Below are 15,483 nucleotides of genomic sequence, written 5' to 3'. Positions count from 1 at the left end.
TGTCGGCGTTCTTTAGGCAAATGATGGCGAAATGCCAAAGTTTAGGCGTCAGCGAATTGGCCTGACGATGGAAGTCGACCCTGGGCGCCCGGTGGAAGGCTCTTTCGCTGACGGTTTTTCCTGGGTGCCTGCCACGCTGTAAGGGTAGAGCGGGTTACGGATGTCGATGCCCTGGATCACGCCGATGATGTCGCTGGCAGGCACCGCCGGGCTCAACAGGTAGCCCTGGACGAAATCACAGCCATGCTTTAGCAACAGCTCGAACTGGGCCTGGGTTTCCACACCTTCGGTCACCACCTGCAGGTGCAGGGTGTGGGCCATGCCGACAATCGCCTGGACGATCTCGATATCGGCGGTGGACTTGGGAATGTCCTGGATGAACGAGCGGTCGATCTTCAAGGTGTTGAGCGGCAGGCGCTTGAGGTAGGCAAGCGATGAGTAGCCGGTGCCGAAGTCGTCGATGGCCAGCGACACCCCCAGCGCGCGGATCTGCCGCAGCAGTGCCAGGGTGCTGCTGATGTTGCCCATCAACGCGTTTTCGGTGACTTCCAGTTCCAGGCGATTGGCGGCGATGCCGCTGAAACGCAGCGCGTCTTCGATCTCGTCCGCCAGTTCGTCGCGGGCCAGGTTCAACGCGGAACAGTTCACGGACATGGTCAGCTCGGTGTATCCCCTGTCGGACAACAGGCTCAGGTCATGACAGGCCTGGCGCAGTACCCAGTGGTCCAATTCGGCAATCAGCCCGTTGTTCTCGGCGATGCCGATAAACCGATCCGGGGCCAGCAAGCCGTGCTGCGGGTGTTGCCAGCGTACCAGGGCCTCGAGGCGCGTGACTTTGCCCAGCTTCATGTCGAAGATCGGTTGGTAGAACAACACCAATTGGTTGCGGGTGCGCAGGGCGCCGCGCAGTTCTTCCTCCAGTTGCAATTCGAGGAAGGCGCGGGTTTTCAGGTTGGAGCTGAAGAAGTTCAGGCTGTTACGCCCGGTGTCCTTGGACTGGTACAGCGCCAGGTCTGCGGTCTTCAGCAACTCTTCGCAGGTCAGGCCGTCATCGGGAAACAGGCTGATGCCGATGCTGGTGGTCATCACCATGCGCCGTCCGGCCAGTTCGATGGGTTCTTTCATCTTCTGCATGATGCGCTGGGCCAGGTGCCGTGCCTCGTCGCGGTTGTGGATGCTGATGAGGATGCAGAACTCATCGCCGCCAAAACGCGCGACCACGTCGGCGTGGCTGCGCACCGAGCCCTTGATGTGCCCGGCGAGCACCGTGAGCAGCTGGTCGCCGGCGTCATGCCCGAGGCTGTCATTGATGCGCTTGAAATGGTCGATATCGAGGAAGATCACCGCCATCATCCCCTGGGAAGCGGTTTTTTCCGCGAGTTTCTCCGCAAAAATCTGGTTGAAGCCACGGCGATTCAGCAGGCTGGTGAGTGCATCGTAGTGGGCCACTTGCTGCAGCGAGGCGCGGGCCTGGTCGAGTTCGCTGAGCAGCGCGTTGACCCGGCGCAGGTCACGTTCCTTGTGCTGCAGCTTCTTGTCGGCGAGGGCGGCGCTGATGCTGCTGCCGATCACCAGCAGGGTGATCACGGCCACCGACAAACCGAGCTGGATCGGGTTGTTGTCCAGCGGCAACGACAGGTCCGCCCCGGCAGGCACCATCAAGCGCAAGGCGGCCATGCCGGTAAAGTGCATGCTGATGATCCCGGCGCCCAGCACCAGGCTGGCGGCATATTTGAGCAATTGGTGAAACACGCCGGCGCCGTTGCGCAGGTAGCTCGACAGCAACAGCGCGGCGAAGCTGGCGCCGATGGCAATCGCGATCGAGGCCAGGAACAACCCCGACTCGAAATACGCCTGGGCCTGGGAGCGCATGGCTGACATGCCGACGTAGTGCATCAGCGCGATACCCAGGCCCATCCACACCGATGCCAGCAGGTACTGATGCAGGCGCAGATGGGCATGACTGAGGGTCTGCATGGCGAACAACGAGGCAACCAGGGCGATCAGCAGCGAGGCGAACGTCATGATCAATTCGTAATGGATGGCGATGGGCGCCTGGAAGGCCAGCATGCTGATGAAGTGGGTCGACCAGATCCCGCCGGCCAGGCAACCGGCGCCGAGCCAGCGCCAATGGCGCCTTGCGGTGGGGTCCTCGACATGGCCGACACGCTCAGCCATGTCCAGCGTGCCGAACCCGGCCGCACAAGCGACCAGATAGGCCAGCAGCACCAGAAACGGGTTATGACTGCAATTGAGTAATAAGTGCCCGCTTTCTGGGAGGTCGGTAAAAAAATGCAGACCCAGCCATTCCATAGCATGTCCCGTCATAGAGTCACGTCACTGCCTGAGGCGATGACCTATGAGGTCGAGTATAGAAGCCTCGCGGGATTCGTCAGCGCTAATGGCACTTTGCTCTCAACCATTTTGGCATGCTCTCCATAGCGTTTAATGCTAAGCGCTGATGGGCAGGTCCAGCTCGAACGGGGCTGGCAGCGGCGCCAGGCCGAACGCGGCGCGGGCGGCGTCGCAATCGACGTTCTGCACGCCCTGGCTCCAGGAGGAATCGAACTCGCGGCACACACTCGAGCGCTGTGCATAAATTGAGCAGCTGGTGCCTTTGCCCACTTCTCCTTCCAGGCTGCAGCAGCGCGCGGGCTTCTGGTCGGTACCGATCATCGCCACGCGGGTGGGGTTGATTTGCACCACCAGCTCATCGGGTACGGTGCCCCCCGACGAGGCGCACTCTCCCCAAAAGAAAGACACGCGGAAGTGTGAACAGCAGGCACCGCAATTCAGACACGGACTGGCTTCGGACATGGGCGTCTTCGATAAAAGAGAGTAAGGGGGATGCTACGGAAGGCTCGCCATTCTATCCGTGCCAAGGCCGTTGGGAAGGGGGGTAATCACTTATATTTTTGTAGGCCAAGTCCCGTGGCGCCGGGTGAAATCATGCCCTATCAGCTTTACGAATCATTACAGACAAGCCTTGTCCGTCTGACTATGTTGCAGGTACCGGGCAGGATGCATCGGGCATCGCAGCTCTCATAACAATAAAAGAGACGGACCCATGCAGAACTCGACCCAAGCGGCGAATGCCTGGCGCATTCTGTTCCTGCTGTTCCTGGCCAACCTGTTCAATTTCTTCGACCGTACCATTCCGGCGATCATCATCGAGCCGATCCGTATGGAATGGCACCTGAGCGACTTCCAGCTCGGCATCATCGGCACCGCCTTCACCATCGTCTACGCCATTGCCGGCCTGCCGCTCGGGCGACTCGCCGACACCGGCTCGCGCAGCAAACTGATGGGCTGGGGCCTGTTCGCCTGGAGCGGGCTGACGGCGGTCAACGGCATGGTTGGCAGCTTCTGGACGTTCCTGCTGGTGCGCATGGGCATTGGTATCGGCGAAGCCAGCTATGCGCCAGCGGCCAACTCGTTGATTGGCGACCTGTTCCCGGCACACCGCCGCGCGCGGGCCATGGGGATTTTCATGCTCGGCCTGCCGTTGGGGCTGTTGCTGGCGTTCTTCACCATTGGCGCGATGGTCAAGGCGTTCGACAGCTGGCGCGCGCCGTTCTTTATTGCCGCGGTGCCGGGTCTGATCCTTGCGGTGTTCATGTTCTATATCAAGGAGCCCAAGCGCGGCGCGGCCGAAACCGTGCAGGTCTCCCAAGAGCGCGTCGACCGCCCGATTCGCCGCGTGCTGGCGGTACCGACTTTCCTCTGGCTGGTGCTGGCCGGGCTGTGCTTCAACTTCGCCACCTATGCCTGCAACTCGTTTCTGGTGCCGATGCTGCAACGCTATTTCCTGATGCCGTTGCAGGAAGCGGCGGTCGCCACCGGGGTGATCGTCGGTATCACCGGTTTGATCGGCCTGACCCTGGGTGGCTGGATTGCCGACAAGATTCATCAGCGCGTCGCCAATGGCCGTCTGTTGTTTGCCGCGTTCAGCCTGATCATCTCCACCGTCACCACTGCCTGGGCCTTGCACGCGGGGCGGATCGAGATCGGCGTGTTCGTGGCGCTGTTCAGTGTCGGCTGGTTGTTTGCCTATAACTTCTACACCTGCGTGTACACGGCGATCCAGGACGTGGTCGAGCCGCGCCTGCGGGCGACGGCGATGGCGTTGTTCTTTGCCGGGTTGTACCTGCTGGGCGGTGGCATGGGGCCAATTGTGGTGGGCGGTCTGTCCGATCACTTTGCCCATTCGGCGATGTATGCCGATGGGGCTGCGCAGATGACCGAAGCGTATAAAGCCGTGGGCTTGCATGACGCCATGTACCTGATCCCGGTGGCGCTGTTCCTGACCATGCTGTTTCTGTTCCAGGCCTCGCGCAGTTTTGTGCGTGATGCCCAGCGGATGAAAGATGGGTTGGGGGCGGTGGAGGTGCCGGCTTCGGCGGCGACGGCTTGAGACCGAGGTGACCCCTTCGCGAGCAAGCCCGCTCCCCCAGTTGAAACATTCCAACTGTGGGAGCCGGCTTGCTCGCGAAGAGGCAATTACAGGCTCCGATTTGCTCCAAGTGAATAAAAAAGGCCCGCATTGCGCGGGCCTTTTTTCAGCGGAGCAGGGCGGTCATCAACCCGCCACCAACACCCGGATCGCTTCCAGTCGCAGCGCCGCCTTGTCGAGCATGGCCAGGCCTTGCTCGCGTTGTTGGCGCAGGGCCACCAGTTCGCTGTCGCGTACGGTCGGGTTGACCGCTTGCAGCGCCGTCAGGCGCGACAGCTCTTCGTCAGTGTCTGCAGCCAGGCGGCGCTTGGCTTCGGCCACACGTTCGGCGTGGCGTGGGGTGATCTTCTCTTCACCGGCGTTGATCCGTGGCGTCAGCTGGTCGCGCTGGGCCTGGATAAACTTGTTGGCGCTGGCCCGTGGCACGCTCTCCAGCTGGTCGTTCAGGGTTTCAAACGACACGCGGCTGGACAGGTCGTTGCCGTTGGCATCCAGCAGGCAGCGCAGGGCGGCCGGCGGCAGGTAGCGGCCCAGTTGCAGCGAGCGCGGGGCAACCACTTCGCTGACGTAGAGCAGCTCCAGCAATACGGTGCCAGGCTTGAGCGCCTTGTTCTTGATCAGCGCCACGGCGGTGTTGCCCATCGAGCCGGACAGCACCAGGTCCATGCCGCCCTGCACCATCGGGTGTTCCCAGGTGATGAACTGCATGTCTTCGCGCGACAGCGCCTGGTTGCGGTCGTAGGTGATGGTCACGCCTTCGTCGTCGCCCAGGGGGAAGCTGGCGTCGAGCATTTTTTCGCTGGGCTTGAGGATCAGCGCGTTTTCCGAATGGTCTTCGCTGTCGATGCCGAACGCGTCGAACAGGGTTTCCATGTAGATCGGCAGGGCGAACTGGTCGTCTTGTTCGAGGATGGCCTCGACCAGCGCATCGCCTTCACCCGCACCGCCGGAGTTGAGCTCCAGCAAACGGTCGCGACCGGTGTGCAGTTCCTGCTCCAGGCGCTCGCGCTCGGCACGGGCCTCGTCGATCAGGGCCTGCCATTCGCCATCGTCGGCGTTTTCCAGCAGCGGCAGCAGGCGCGGGCCAAACTGGTGCTGCAAGGCGTTGCCGGTCGGGCAGGTGTTGAGGAAGGCGTTCAGCGCTTCGTTGTACCACTGGAACAGGCGCTCTTGCGGGCTGGTTTCCAGGTAGGGCACGTGCAGTTCGATCACATGTTTCTGGCCGATCCGGTCCAGACGGCCGATCCGCTGTTCCAGCAGGTCGGGGTGCGAAGGCAGGTCGAACAGCACCAGGTGGTGGGAGAACTGGAAGTTGCGACCTTCACTGCCGATTTCCGAGCAGATCAGCACTTGTGCACCGAACTCTTCATCAGCGAAGTAGGCGGCGGCACGGTCACGCTCGAGGATGTTCATGCCCTCGTGGAACACCGTGGCCGGGATGCCGGAGCGCACGCGCAGCGCGTCTTCCAGGTCCATCGCGGTTTCGGCGTGGGCGCAGATCACCAGGACCTTGGTGCGCTTGAGCATTTTCAGCTGGTCGATCAGCCACTCGACCCGTGGGTCGAAGCGCCACCAGCGGTTTTCTTCTTCGATGTCCGGCTGCGACTGGAAGCTGACTTCCGGGTACAGCTCGGCGTGCTCGCCCAGCGGCAATTCGAGGTATTCGTCCGGGTTCGGCAGCGGGTAGGCGTGCAGCTTGCGCTCCGGGAAGCCTTGCACGGCGGCGCGGGTGTTGCGAAACAGCACGCGGCCGGTGCCATGGCGGTCGAGCAGCTCGCGCACCAGGCGCGCGCTGGCTTCGGTGTCGCCATCGTTGACGGCGGTCAGCAGCGCTTCACCTTCGTTACCGAGGAAACCCTGGATGGTCTGGTGCGCGGCAGGCGACAGGCGGCCTTTATCCAGCAGCTCCTGCACGGCTTCGGCCACCGGGCGATAGTTCTCGCTTTCGGCGCGGAAGGCCTGCAGGTCGTGGAAGCGGTTCGGGTCGAGCAGGCGCAGACGCGCGAAGTGGCTGTCCTGGCCCAGCTGTTCCGGGGTCGCGGTGAGCAACAGCACGCCCGGGATGACCTCGGCCAGTTGCTCGACCAGCGCGTACTCGGCGCTGGCCTTGTCTTCATGCCACACCAGATGGTGGGCTTCGTCGACGACCAGCAGGTCCCAACCGGCTGCGAACAGCGCGTCCTGGGCCTTCTCGTCGTCCACCAGCCACTCCAGGGCGACCAGCGCCAACTGGGTGTCTTCAAACGGGTTGGTGGCATCGCTCTCGATGAAACGTTCTTCGTCGAACAGCGCAACCTGCAGGTTGAAGCGGCGGCGCATCTCCACCAGCCACTGGTGCTGGAGGTTTTCCGGCACCAGGATCAACACACGGTTGGCGCGACCCGAGAGCAATTGGCGATGGATCACCAGGCCGGCTTCGATGGTCTTGCCCAGGCCCACTTCGTCCGCCAGCAATACCCGTGGCGCGATACGGTCAGCGACTTCACGGGCGATGTGCAGTTGGTGCGCAATTGGTTGCGCACGCACGCCGCCCAGGCCCCACAGCGAAGACTGCAGTTGGCGGCTGGTGTGTTCCAGGGTGTGGTAACGCAGCGAGAACCAGGCCAGCGGGTCGATCTGCCCGGCGAACAGACGGTCGCTGGCCAGGCGGAACTGGATGAAGTTGGAGAGTTGGGTTTCCGGCAGGGTGACCTGCTCGTTCTGCCCATTGAGGCCGTGATACACCAGCAGGCCATCGACGTCGTCGACTTCCTGCACGGTCATTTTCCAGCCTTCGAAATGGGTGATGGAGTCCCCCGGCGAGAACCTCACGCGAGTGAGGGGCGCATTCCGTAGCGCATACTGGCGGGTGTCGCCAGTGGCCGGATAGAGCACGGTCAACAAGCGGCCGTCCTGTGCCAGAACGGTGCCTAACCCCAGCTCTGCTTCGCTGTCACTAATCCAGCGTTGCCCCGGTTGATACTGCTGCGCCATGCTGCCTGACTCCCGCCGTGAAAAAGCCGACTATCTTAACGGAACAAGGCCCCACGCCCAAGGACTCTGACAAAAACTACTCCGTTTGCGGCAGCGTCCGGAAGCCGAATCGACGGGTGGCAGGCACTTGCGAGTGTCGACTGGGTCACAGCTTGGCGAGTGCGTTCTCAAGTCGCCACGCGGCCCGCCGACAGCCTGTTGATCAGGAGAATAACTATTATGCTGCCACCCATGCTGCCCGTCAGCGTTGTGCCGGTCACTTCGCAACTCGACCCGGTACGCCAGAAGCCGGATATCCCGCCCGTGGTGCCAGTACAAGCGGGCTCCAACGAAAGCACGATCGACCTGAAAAAGGGCGATGCCGAGCAGTCGACCTTTCTGCTGCGTGAAGAGCAACGCCGCCAGCAGGAGCAGCAAAAACGCCGGCGCGAAGCCGACGAAGACCCGGAGCAGCACCTGGCGATTCCCGGCGACCTGCTCAATGCCGACAACACCGTGCCGGTGGCGCCGCTGATCGAAGATGCGCCGCGCCAGGGCTTGTGGGTGGACGTCGAGGTCTAGTCGCGCAATGCCTGCAATGCCGCCATCAACTGCGCGATGTCATCGTCGTTGTTGAGCGGGCTGACGGAGATCCGCGCGACGCTGGCCAGACCGCGCGCCTGCATGTCCAACGGCGTGTAGGCCACGCCATTGGCACCGATATTGATGCGCTTCAAGGCCAGGCGGCGCTTGAGTTCGAAAGCGTCCCAGCCGTCCAGGTTAAAGGCGATCAGCCCTGATTGCGCAGTGCCCAGGTCATGCAGGGTAATACCCGGCATCTGACGCAAGGCCTGGCGGATTCGCTCACTGGTGTGTGCGATCCGTTCCCACACTTGCTCAAGCCCCAATCGATTCATCTCCTGCAACGCGTTGCCCAGCCCCGCCAACAAGGCAAACGACACTTCGCTGGTTTCAAAGCGCCGGGCGTCGTTGCGCAGGTCGAAACCGTCTGCGCTCCATGGCGCCGAAAACACATCGCGCTGGGCCGGATTCAGGTGCGGCAAAAAGTCCGGGCGCACATACAGCAGCGCGGTGCCACGCGGCCCGCGCAGGTGCTTGCGCCCGGCGGACTTGAGCACATCGCACTGCAGCGCCTGTACATCCACCGGCACCTGGCCGACGGCTTGGCCGGCGTCGATGAAATAGGCAATGCCATGACGTCGGGCCACGGCGCCGATGGCCTCGGCGGGGTTGATCAGGCCACCGTTGGCCGGCAGCCAGGTCAGGTCGATCAGCTTGACGTGCGCGTCGATCATCGACTCCAGCGCCAGCGGGCAGACCGCGCCGGAGGCATCGCAAGGGATGACTTCCACGCGCGCGCCGGCCTGCACCGCCAGGTCCATGCTGGCGAGGTTGCCCCCCCATTCATGGCGGCCGACCAGGATGCGATCACCCGGTTGCCACGGGCCCAGTGCCTGGAACGCCAGGCTCCAGGCGGCCGAGCCGCTGCTGGCGAAGGCGATCGACGCGGCGGGTGCGTTGAGCAATTGCGCGGCGGCGCGGCGGGCTTTTTCCACCAGCACGGCGCCATGCTCGCCGGCTTCCATGGGGCCATCACGGGCTTCGCGGTGCAGTTGATCGATAATCGCGTCGAGGGTCGCCTGGCTTGGCAGCGAGGCACCGGCGTGATTGAAATGCACGATGCCCGACTGGCAGCCGGGCGTGCTGTCGCGCAATTGCTGGACGTCGAGCGGGCTCACGGTTGCAGCTCGAAAATCGCGTCAACCTCCACGGCCACGCCGGCCGGCAGGCTGGAAACGCCAACGGCGGTGCGCACATGCCGACCTTTTTCGCCGAGGGCATTGACCAGCAGGTTCGAGGCGCCGTTGGCAACCCCGCTCTGGCGCTGGAAATCGCCGCTGCTGGCAATGAATACACCCAAGCGCAAAATGCGCACCAGGCGCGACAGGTCATCATCCAGCGCATGGCTCAATTGTCCCAGCAGGCCCAGCGCTGCCAGCTCGGCTGCCTGGGCGCCTTCTTCATCGCTGAGGGATTCGCCCAGGCGGCCGACGTAGGCGGGCTTGCCATCGACCATCGGGATTTGCCCGGAGACGAACAGTTGGTTCTGGCTGATCACATAGTTGATGTAGTTGGCCGCCGGTTGGCTCGGGGTCGGCAGCGTCAGGCCGAGGGCTTGCACGCGTTGGCGCAGGGAGTCGCTCATGATCCATCCTCCTGGGTTAAGAGGTGCCAGCATGTTGGCCGAGGAGGGCGGCGACAAACGGATAGATCTCACCCGACGTATCGAAAAAACTCACGCGTCGCGGCAGGTTTCCAGCAGCCATTCGCTGAAGCATGCGGCGGCGTCACCGGCCGGGCCGGGCGGCGCGATCAGCCAGTAGCCGATGTCGCTGTGATACGGCGGCCAGTCGAAGGCTTCGACCAGGCTGCCGTCCTGGAGCCTGCGCTGGATCAGGCGATGACGGCCCATGGCGATGCCTTGGCCGGCCACTGCTGCTTCGACCACGATGTTGTAGTCATGCAGCATCACGCGCGGGTGGCGGTCGAGGTCGACGTGGTAGTGCGCTGACCAATCTGTCCATTCGAAGGGGCGGTGCGAGGTGGCCATCAGCAGTGGACTGTCATGCATCGCTTTGAATGTCGGGCTGCACACCGGGGAGATGACTTCCGGCATCAGCCGCGTCGCCTGCACGTCGGGCCAGTCGCCTTTGCCATAGCGAATCGCCAGGTCGACCTCGGCGCCGGCCACGTCCGCCAGTTGAATCGCCGGTAACAGCTCCACCTGGATATGCGGGTAGCGGTTGAGAAACCCGGCCAGGCGCGGTGCCAGCCACAGCGTGGCAAAGGAGGCGAGCAGGCCGACACGCAGCACGGTGGTGCTGGGCGCTGTTTTTTGGGTGCGGGTCGCGGCGGCGATGGCGTCGAGGGCCGGGCGGATTTCGTCGTAGTACTGTTGGCCGTCAGTGGTCAGATCGATCGCGCGGGTGCGACGGATAAACAACGGTTTGCCCAAGTGCTGTTCCAACTTTTGCACCTGATGGCTGAGTGCACTCTGGGTCACCGACAACTCGCTTGCCGCCTTGATAAAACTCAAGTGCCGCGCCACGGCTTCAAAGGCGCGCAGGGCCAGCAGCGGGGGAAGGTCCTTGTGCAGTGCCACGTGAGCGCATCTCCTGGGGTGGATGGGAAGTGCCGATTTTGGGCGAAGGCCTGCATTTTGTCGCCCGCTCAATTGCCGTGAGGCGCTGGAGCCCGCATTATTGAGCGATTCCCGCCACGACGTAAGCCAAGCCATGAGTGAAGACGACAAGCTGATCGACCTGAACGCCGAACGTGCCAAGCGTGTGCATGACCTCAATGACAAGCGCCTGAATGAAGTGCGCCAAGCGTTTGAGCAGGCCATGCCGCTGGGAAAAGCCAAGAAAAAACCGAAGAACAAACCGAAAAAGCGTTGAAACAACCTGCATCCGTTGATGCAGGTCAGTTATTGCCCTTCTTTACGCCCCGTCGCGGGCGACATTGATCCTCGTCAATTTTCCAATCCGCCTTCTCCATTAACTTAGCCCTATCGCAACAGGGCAAGTGCAGGAGGCCGGTCATGTTTATCGATAATGTAGTATTTGCCGGGGTGCTGACTGTCAGCCTCATGGTGCTGTTTTTTGTAGGGTTCGGGATTTTTATCTGGAAGGACGCTAATAAGCGTAAAGAACCGTAAGTCTTTCTGGATTACATGAGCACGCAAGGCATTTTGGGCGACTTCGGTCGCCCTTTTTTTGTTTGTTTTTTGGCATGTCCACTATTGCGGGAATGGCTGAAATGGACCCCGCGCTTATTGCAGATTTGCTTTTGTGTGGGGGCTGGCTTGCCTGCGATGCAGGCAACTCGGTCTTCCAGTGAGACCCAGTCGATGCCTTCGCAGGCAAGCCAGCTCCCACAGTTGAGCGTGTTCCCCTGCACCACTGCGGTCGGCTTTTGGGTTGCTGCGTGAGTAGGCCCAAAGCGTGCGCGCTTTTGTGTGGGAGCTGGCTTGCCTGCGATGCAGACAACTCGGTCTTCCCGTGAGACCCAGCCGATGCCTTCGCAGGCAAGCCAGCTCCCACAGTTGAACGTGTTCTCTCGCACCACTGCGGTCGGCTTTTGGGTTGCTGTGTGAGTAGGCCCAAAGCGTGCGCGCTTTTGTGTGGGAGCTGGCTTGCCTGCGATGCAAACAACTCGGTCTTCCAGTGAGCCTCAGCCGATGCCTTCGCAGGCAAGCCAGCTCCCACAGTTGAGCGTGTTCCCCTGCACCACTTGGGTCGGCTTTTTTGGTTGCTGTGTGAGTAGGCTCAAAGCGTGCGCGCTTTTGTGTGGGAGCTGGCTTGCCTGCGATGCAGGCAACTCGGTCTTCCCGTGAGACCCAGCCGATGCCTTCGCAGGCAAGCCAGCTCCCACAGTTGAGCGTGTTCCTCCGCACTATTCGGGTCGGCGGTTGGGGCACCGTGTTGTAGATCTTGATCCAAGGCGCTTTATCACAAGAAAAAAAAGGCGCGATCCCAATCAAGGATCGCGCCTTTTTTCCCGAGGGCAGCCTATCAGCTACCCAGCGCCTTGGAAGCCAACCAGAACAACCCGGCCGACAGGCCCACGGTCGCCGGCAAGGTCAACACCCAAGCCATCAGGATGGTCTTCACGGTGCCGCCTTGCAGGCCGCTCTTGTTCGCGACCATGGTCCCGGCCACGCCCGACGACAGCACGTGGGTGGTCGATACCGGCAGGCTGAAGATGTTGGCCAGGCCAATCATGCTGGCGGTGGTGATCTGCGCCGACATGCCCTGGGCATAGGTCATGCCCTGCTTGCCGATCTTCTCGCCGATGGTCAGTACCACACGCTTCCAACCCACCATGGTGCCCAGGCCCAGGGCCAGTGCGACTGCGAGGATCACCCAGAAGGGTGCGTATTCGGTGGTAGCGGTCAGGTCTTTGCGCAGCTTGTCGAGGTCGGCCTTGTCACGTGCCGACAGATTCGGCAGCTTGCCGACTTTCTTCGCGGTGTCGTCCAGGCAGAGCAAATACCGGCGTACTTCAATGCGGTGATCGGCAGTCAACGAATGGTAATCGGAGACACCTTTCAAGGTGTTGACCAGCGCGTTGATGGTCGGCTCGGTCTGCTGCGGATTGCACTGGAACTTGCCAGGCAGGTCGTTCTGCACGCTTTTGCCCAGGGCCAGGAACTCGCCGAGGGTGTCTTGATTGCGCTGGTAGAACTGACTCAAATGCACCGTCGCGTCGCGGGTACGTTCGATCTGGTAAGTGGTGCTACCGAGGTCGAGAACGAATTGCGCCGGCACGATGCCGATCAGCACCAGCATGATCAGGCCGATGCCTTTCTGGCCATCGTTGGAACCGTGCACGAAGCTTACGGCCATGGCGGAAATCACCAGCACCAGGCGGTTCCAGAACGGCGGGTGTTTCTTGTCGTCGAGCTTGCGACGCTGGTCCGGGGTCTTGTGCATCTTCGACAGCGGGCGCCACCACTTCAGCGCGATCAGCACCAGGGCGGCAACGAGGAAACCGGCCATCGGCGAGAACACCAGGGATGCGCCGATATCGATCGCTTTCTGCCAGTTCACACCGTCAGCCAAGGGGATGTCGTTGATCAGCGCGTTGGCCAGGCCGACACCGAGGATCGAGCCGATCAGGGTGTGGGAGCTGGAAGCGGGGATCCCGAAGTACCAGGTGCCCAGGTTCCAGGTGATCGCCGCCGCCAATAAAGAGAAGACCATTGCCAGGCCGTGGCCGGTGTTCACATTGATCAGCAACTCCACCGGCAGCAAGTGCACGATGGCGTAGGCGACACCGACACCACCGAGCAACACGCCGAGGAAGTTGAACACCCCGGAGAAGAACACGGCCAGGTGCGGCGGCATGGCTTTGGTATAGATGACTGTGGCCACCGCGTTAGCGGTGTCATGAAAGCCATTGATGAACTCGAAGGCGAGGACAAAGGCCAGGGCGAGCAACAGGCTCACTAGAACCCAAGCATCCAGTCCGCTGAATAAATCGATCATGAAGGTTTTCTGACCCGGTCGTAAGGGGGCGCGATTATGCCAGAAAACCTCAGTAATCGATGCACTAGCTGCTCATCGGTAACAATCTTCATTGAAAAAGCCGCGGCAAAAGGCGCCCATCCCAGGGTTTTCGGGGGGTTGGCAAGTCTTTGATTTATAACGCGGAGGGTGCCAGGGGCAGGGTTTTTTGGCGAAAACCGCATGCCTGAAACATTTGTATGAAATTTCGCTCGCGGCAGTGGGATGCCGAATAGCCGGCTGCTAGCTATGTGCCAGCAGCCTGGCGCGACCCGTGGCTCAAACCGAAGCGCTTATGGCTCTTCGGTTTTGAGTTCCTGTTCAATCTTTTGGATTTCCTGGGCAAATGCCTGGTCGAGCAGGCTGGCTCGTTTGCGCCATGGTTTGCGTTCAGGTTCAGGCTGGGCGGCGTAGGTGGTGATTTCCCCGCCGTAAACGTCCTTGTAACGTTGCTCCTGGCGCTCAAGTTCCGCGCGCAGTTCGTCTTTCGTCACATCGTTACCTAATTGAGTTGAGTAATTACATTGCAGCACGGTGCCTGAATGTCGCCCTCGGGCTCTTTCAAGTTAAACCGTTGCAGCGTTGAACTTGAAACAGGCACGAACGGCCATGGATTAATGCTGACATTCGAGGCAGGTAGTTGCGATCAACAATGCACGGCATCTGCATCATCTGGCCAGCTCCCGTCCCGACAGTGAAACCGGGCGGACCTGCGTACAGGGTGCATTATAGCGGCGCATTTGAATAACACTATCGGCATAAAGTTAAAAAGCGTCAACTTTGTGTGAGCGTTTTGTTACACGAGCGCGTCAGTGTTTGCATAAAAGTTGGCGTCATAAAATCCACCCCACTTCGGACGTTAAAACCCCGCCCTAACTTTAGTTGGTGGGCGGGCGGACCCGTCCTCGGTCATGCAAAATTGCGATTATCGAATGAGCGTCCGATAATCGCCCAATGTTCCCGGTCGTGCCTTGTGCATCCCGGCCGGCGCGGCTTGTAATAGCAGCCAAACCCCCTTGCGGTTGACAATAAGAGAAAGGATCCCGACATGAACGATCAATTGCGCAACGCTTTCGCCTCAGTGGCGCCGCCGATCGTTGCCTCACCGGCCAAGCGTATCCAGGCCTTTACCGGTGATCCGGACTTCATGACCTCCCTGGCCCGTGGCCTGGCCGTGGTGCAGGCGTTCCAGGAACGCAAGCGTCACCTCACCATCGCCCAGATCAGCCATCGCACGGAAATCCCCCGCGCCGCCGTGCGCCGTTGCCTGCACACATTGATCAAGCTGGGCTACGCCACCACCGACGGGCGCACCTATTCGCTGCTGCCCAAGGTCTTGACCCTCGGCCATGCCTACCTGTCATCCACGCCACTGGCAGTGTCGGCCCAGCCTTACCTGGATCGCATGAGCGAGCAGCTCCACGAAGCCTGCAACATGGCCACCCTCGAAGGGGACGACATCCTCTACATCGCGCGTTCGGCCACCACCCAGCGCCTGATCTCGGTGGACTTGTCGGTGGGCGGGCGCTTGCCGGCCTATTGCACCTCCATGGGCCGCATCCTGCTGGCGGCGCTGGACGATGCCTCCCTGCAGGATTACCTCGACCATGCCGACCTGCAAACCAAAACCAGCCGTACGCTGACCACCCCCGAAGCCCTGTTCGAATGCCTGCAACAAGTGCGTCAGCAGGGCTGGTGCATCGTCGATCAGGAATTGGAGCAAGGCCTGCGCTCCATCGCCGTGCCGGTGTATGACGCGTCCGGCCAGGTGCTGGCTGCGCTCAATGTCAGCACCCACGCCGGGCGGGTCAGCCGCAGCGAGCTGGAGCAGCGGTTCCTGCCGAACATGCTGAGTGCCAGTCGGGATCTGAGCGCGCAGCTGTTTGCCTAACTGTTCGGTGACCGCACAGATCCCGGTTTGATCAATTGACGATGTTTCCCCTGGCTTATTACTGTGCGGCAGCGCTCTGAGCGCCGCCCAATAATAAC

13 protein-coding genes are annotated in these 15,483 nt (G+C 61.5%); 5 read left to right on the top strand and 8 right to left on the bottom strand.

What is annotated here, in order from left to right:
- Nucleotides 1-48: 48 nt before the first annotated feature.
- On the bottom strand, nucleotides 49-2,313 hold the full coding sequence (locus C9990_RS24455; RefSeq protein ID WP_106804921.1) for a bifunctional diguanylate cyclase/phosphodiesterase: 2,265 nt from the start codon (nucleotides 2,311-2,313) through the stop codon (nucleotides 49-51).
- A 138-nt stretch (nucleotides 2,314-2,451) separates the two neighbouring features.
- The gene (locus C9990_RS24450) at nucleotides 2,452-2,817 is read right to left on the bottom strand and encodes a YkgJ family cysteine cluster protein (protein WP_065902941.1); all 366 of its coding nucleotides are present in this window, start codon (nucleotides 2,815-2,817) and stop codon (nucleotides 2,452-2,454) included.
- Between the two features lie 250 nt (nucleotides 2,818-3,067).
- Here C9990_RS24450 and C9990_RS24440 point away from each other — a divergent pair, with 250 nt between their 5' ends.
- Nucleotides 3,068-4,414, top strand: a complete 1,347-nt coding sequence (locus C9990_RS24440; protein ID WP_065902939.1) for an MFS transporter — start codon at nucleotides 3,068-3,070, stop codon at nucleotides 4,412-4,414.
- A 165-nt stretch (nucleotides 4,415-4,579) separates the two neighbouring features.
- Here the strand turns inward: C9990_RS24440 and rapA are convergent, their stop codons facing one another.
- A complete protein-coding gene (gene rapA, locus C9990_RS24435; protein WP_065902937.1) occupies nucleotides 4,580-7,426 on the bottom strand; it encodes an RNA polymerase-associated protein RapA in 2,847 nt (948 codons plus the stop codon).
- 219 nt (nucleotides 7,427-7,645) lie between these two features.
- Here rapA and C9990_RS24430 point away from each other — a divergent pair, with 219 nt between their 5' ends.
- Nucleotides 7,646-7,987, top strand: a complete 342-nt coding sequence (locus C9990_RS24430) for an aspartate-semialdehyde dehydrogenase (protein ID WP_065902935.1) — start codon at nucleotides 7,646-7,648, stop codon at nucleotides 7,985-7,987.
- Here C9990_RS24430 and C9990_RS24425 read toward each other — a convergent pair.
- The 3 genes from C9990_RS24425 to C9990_RS24415 all read right to left on the bottom strand — a co-directional run bounded on the left by C9990_RS24425 (nucleotide 7,984) and on the right by C9990_RS24415 (nucleotide 10,589).
- Nucleotides 7,984-9,165, bottom strand: a complete 1,182-nt coding sequence (locus tag C9990_RS24425; RefSeq protein WP_106804919.1) for an aminotransferase class V-fold PLP-dependent enzyme — start codon at nucleotides 9,163-9,165, stop codon at nucleotides 7,984-7,986. The two genes, C9990_RS24430 and C9990_RS24425, sit on opposite strands and share 4 nt — an antisense overlap.
- Nucleotides 9,162-9,632, bottom strand: a complete 471-nt coding sequence (locus C9990_RS24420) for a RidA family protein (protein WP_106804918.1) — start codon at nucleotides 9,630-9,632, stop codon at nucleotides 9,162-9,164. The genes C9990_RS24425 and C9990_RS24420 overlap by 4 nt, the downstream gene beginning before the upstream one ends.
- A gap of 90 nt (nucleotides 9,633-9,722) precedes the next feature.
- The gene (locus tag C9990_RS24415; RefSeq protein ID WP_106804917.1) at nucleotides 9,723-10,589 is read right to left on the bottom strand and encodes a LysR substrate-binding domain-containing protein; all 867 of its coding nucleotides are present in this window, start codon (nucleotides 10,587-10,589) and stop codon (nucleotides 9,723-9,725) included.
- Nucleotides 10,590-10,689: 100 nt separating this feature from the next.
- Here C9990_RS24415 and C9990_RS24410 point away from each other — a divergent pair, with 100 nt between their 5' ends.
- Nucleotides 10,690-10,884 carry a hypothetical protein gene (locus C9990_RS24410; RefSeq protein ID WP_106804916.1) on the top strand — a complete coding sequence of 65 codons (195 nt, stop codon included), beginning with the start codon at nucleotides 10,690-10,692 and terminating at the stop codon, nucleotides 10,882-10,884.
- Between the two features lie 143 nt (nucleotides 10,885-11,027).
- Nucleotides 11,028-11,144 (top strand): cytochrome c oxidase subunit CcoM, encoded by a 117-nt coding sequence (gene ccoM / locus C9990_RS32940; RefSeq protein WP_276145525.1) that lies wholly within the window; start codon nucleotides 11,028-11,030, stop codon nucleotides 11,142-11,144.
- Nucleotides 11,145-12,000: 856 nt separating this feature from the next.
- Here the strand turns inward: ccoM and C9990_RS24400 are convergent.
- Nucleotides 12,001-13,476, bottom strand: coding sequence for an inorganic phosphate transporter (locus tag C9990_RS24400; RefSeq protein WP_065902928.1), 1,476 nt, complete (start codon nucleotides 13,474-13,476; stop codon nucleotides 12,001-12,003).
- 311 nt (nucleotides 13,477-13,787) lie between these two features.
- On the bottom strand, nucleotides 13,788-13,988 hold the full coding sequence (locus C9990_RS24395; protein WP_057701255.1) for a hypothetical protein: 201 nt from the start codon (nucleotides 13,986-13,988) through the stop codon (nucleotides 13,788-13,790).
- A gap of 554 nt (nucleotides 13,989-14,542) precedes the next feature.
- On the opposite strand from C9990_RS24395, the gene pcaR reads away from it, so the two are divergent.
- Nucleotides 14,543-15,385 carry a pca regulon transcriptional regulator PcaR gene (pcaR, locus tag C9990_RS24390; protein ID WP_106804914.1) on the top strand — a complete coding sequence of 281 codons (843 nt, stop codon included), beginning with the start codon at nucleotides 14,543-14,545 and terminating at the stop codon, nucleotides 15,383-15,385.
- Nucleotides 15,386-15,483 lie beyond the last annotated feature (98 nt).

This window comes from Pseudomonas sp. S5D5 (genome assembly GCF_003013355.1).
GTDB classification, from domain to species: Bacteria; Pseudomonadota; Gammaproteobacteria; order Pseudomonadales; family Pseudomonadaceae; genus Aquipseudomonas; species Aquipseudomonas aylmerensis.
The sequence above is the reverse complement of the archived record's forward strand: the minus strand, read 5'-3'. Positions and strand labels throughout refer to the sequence as shown.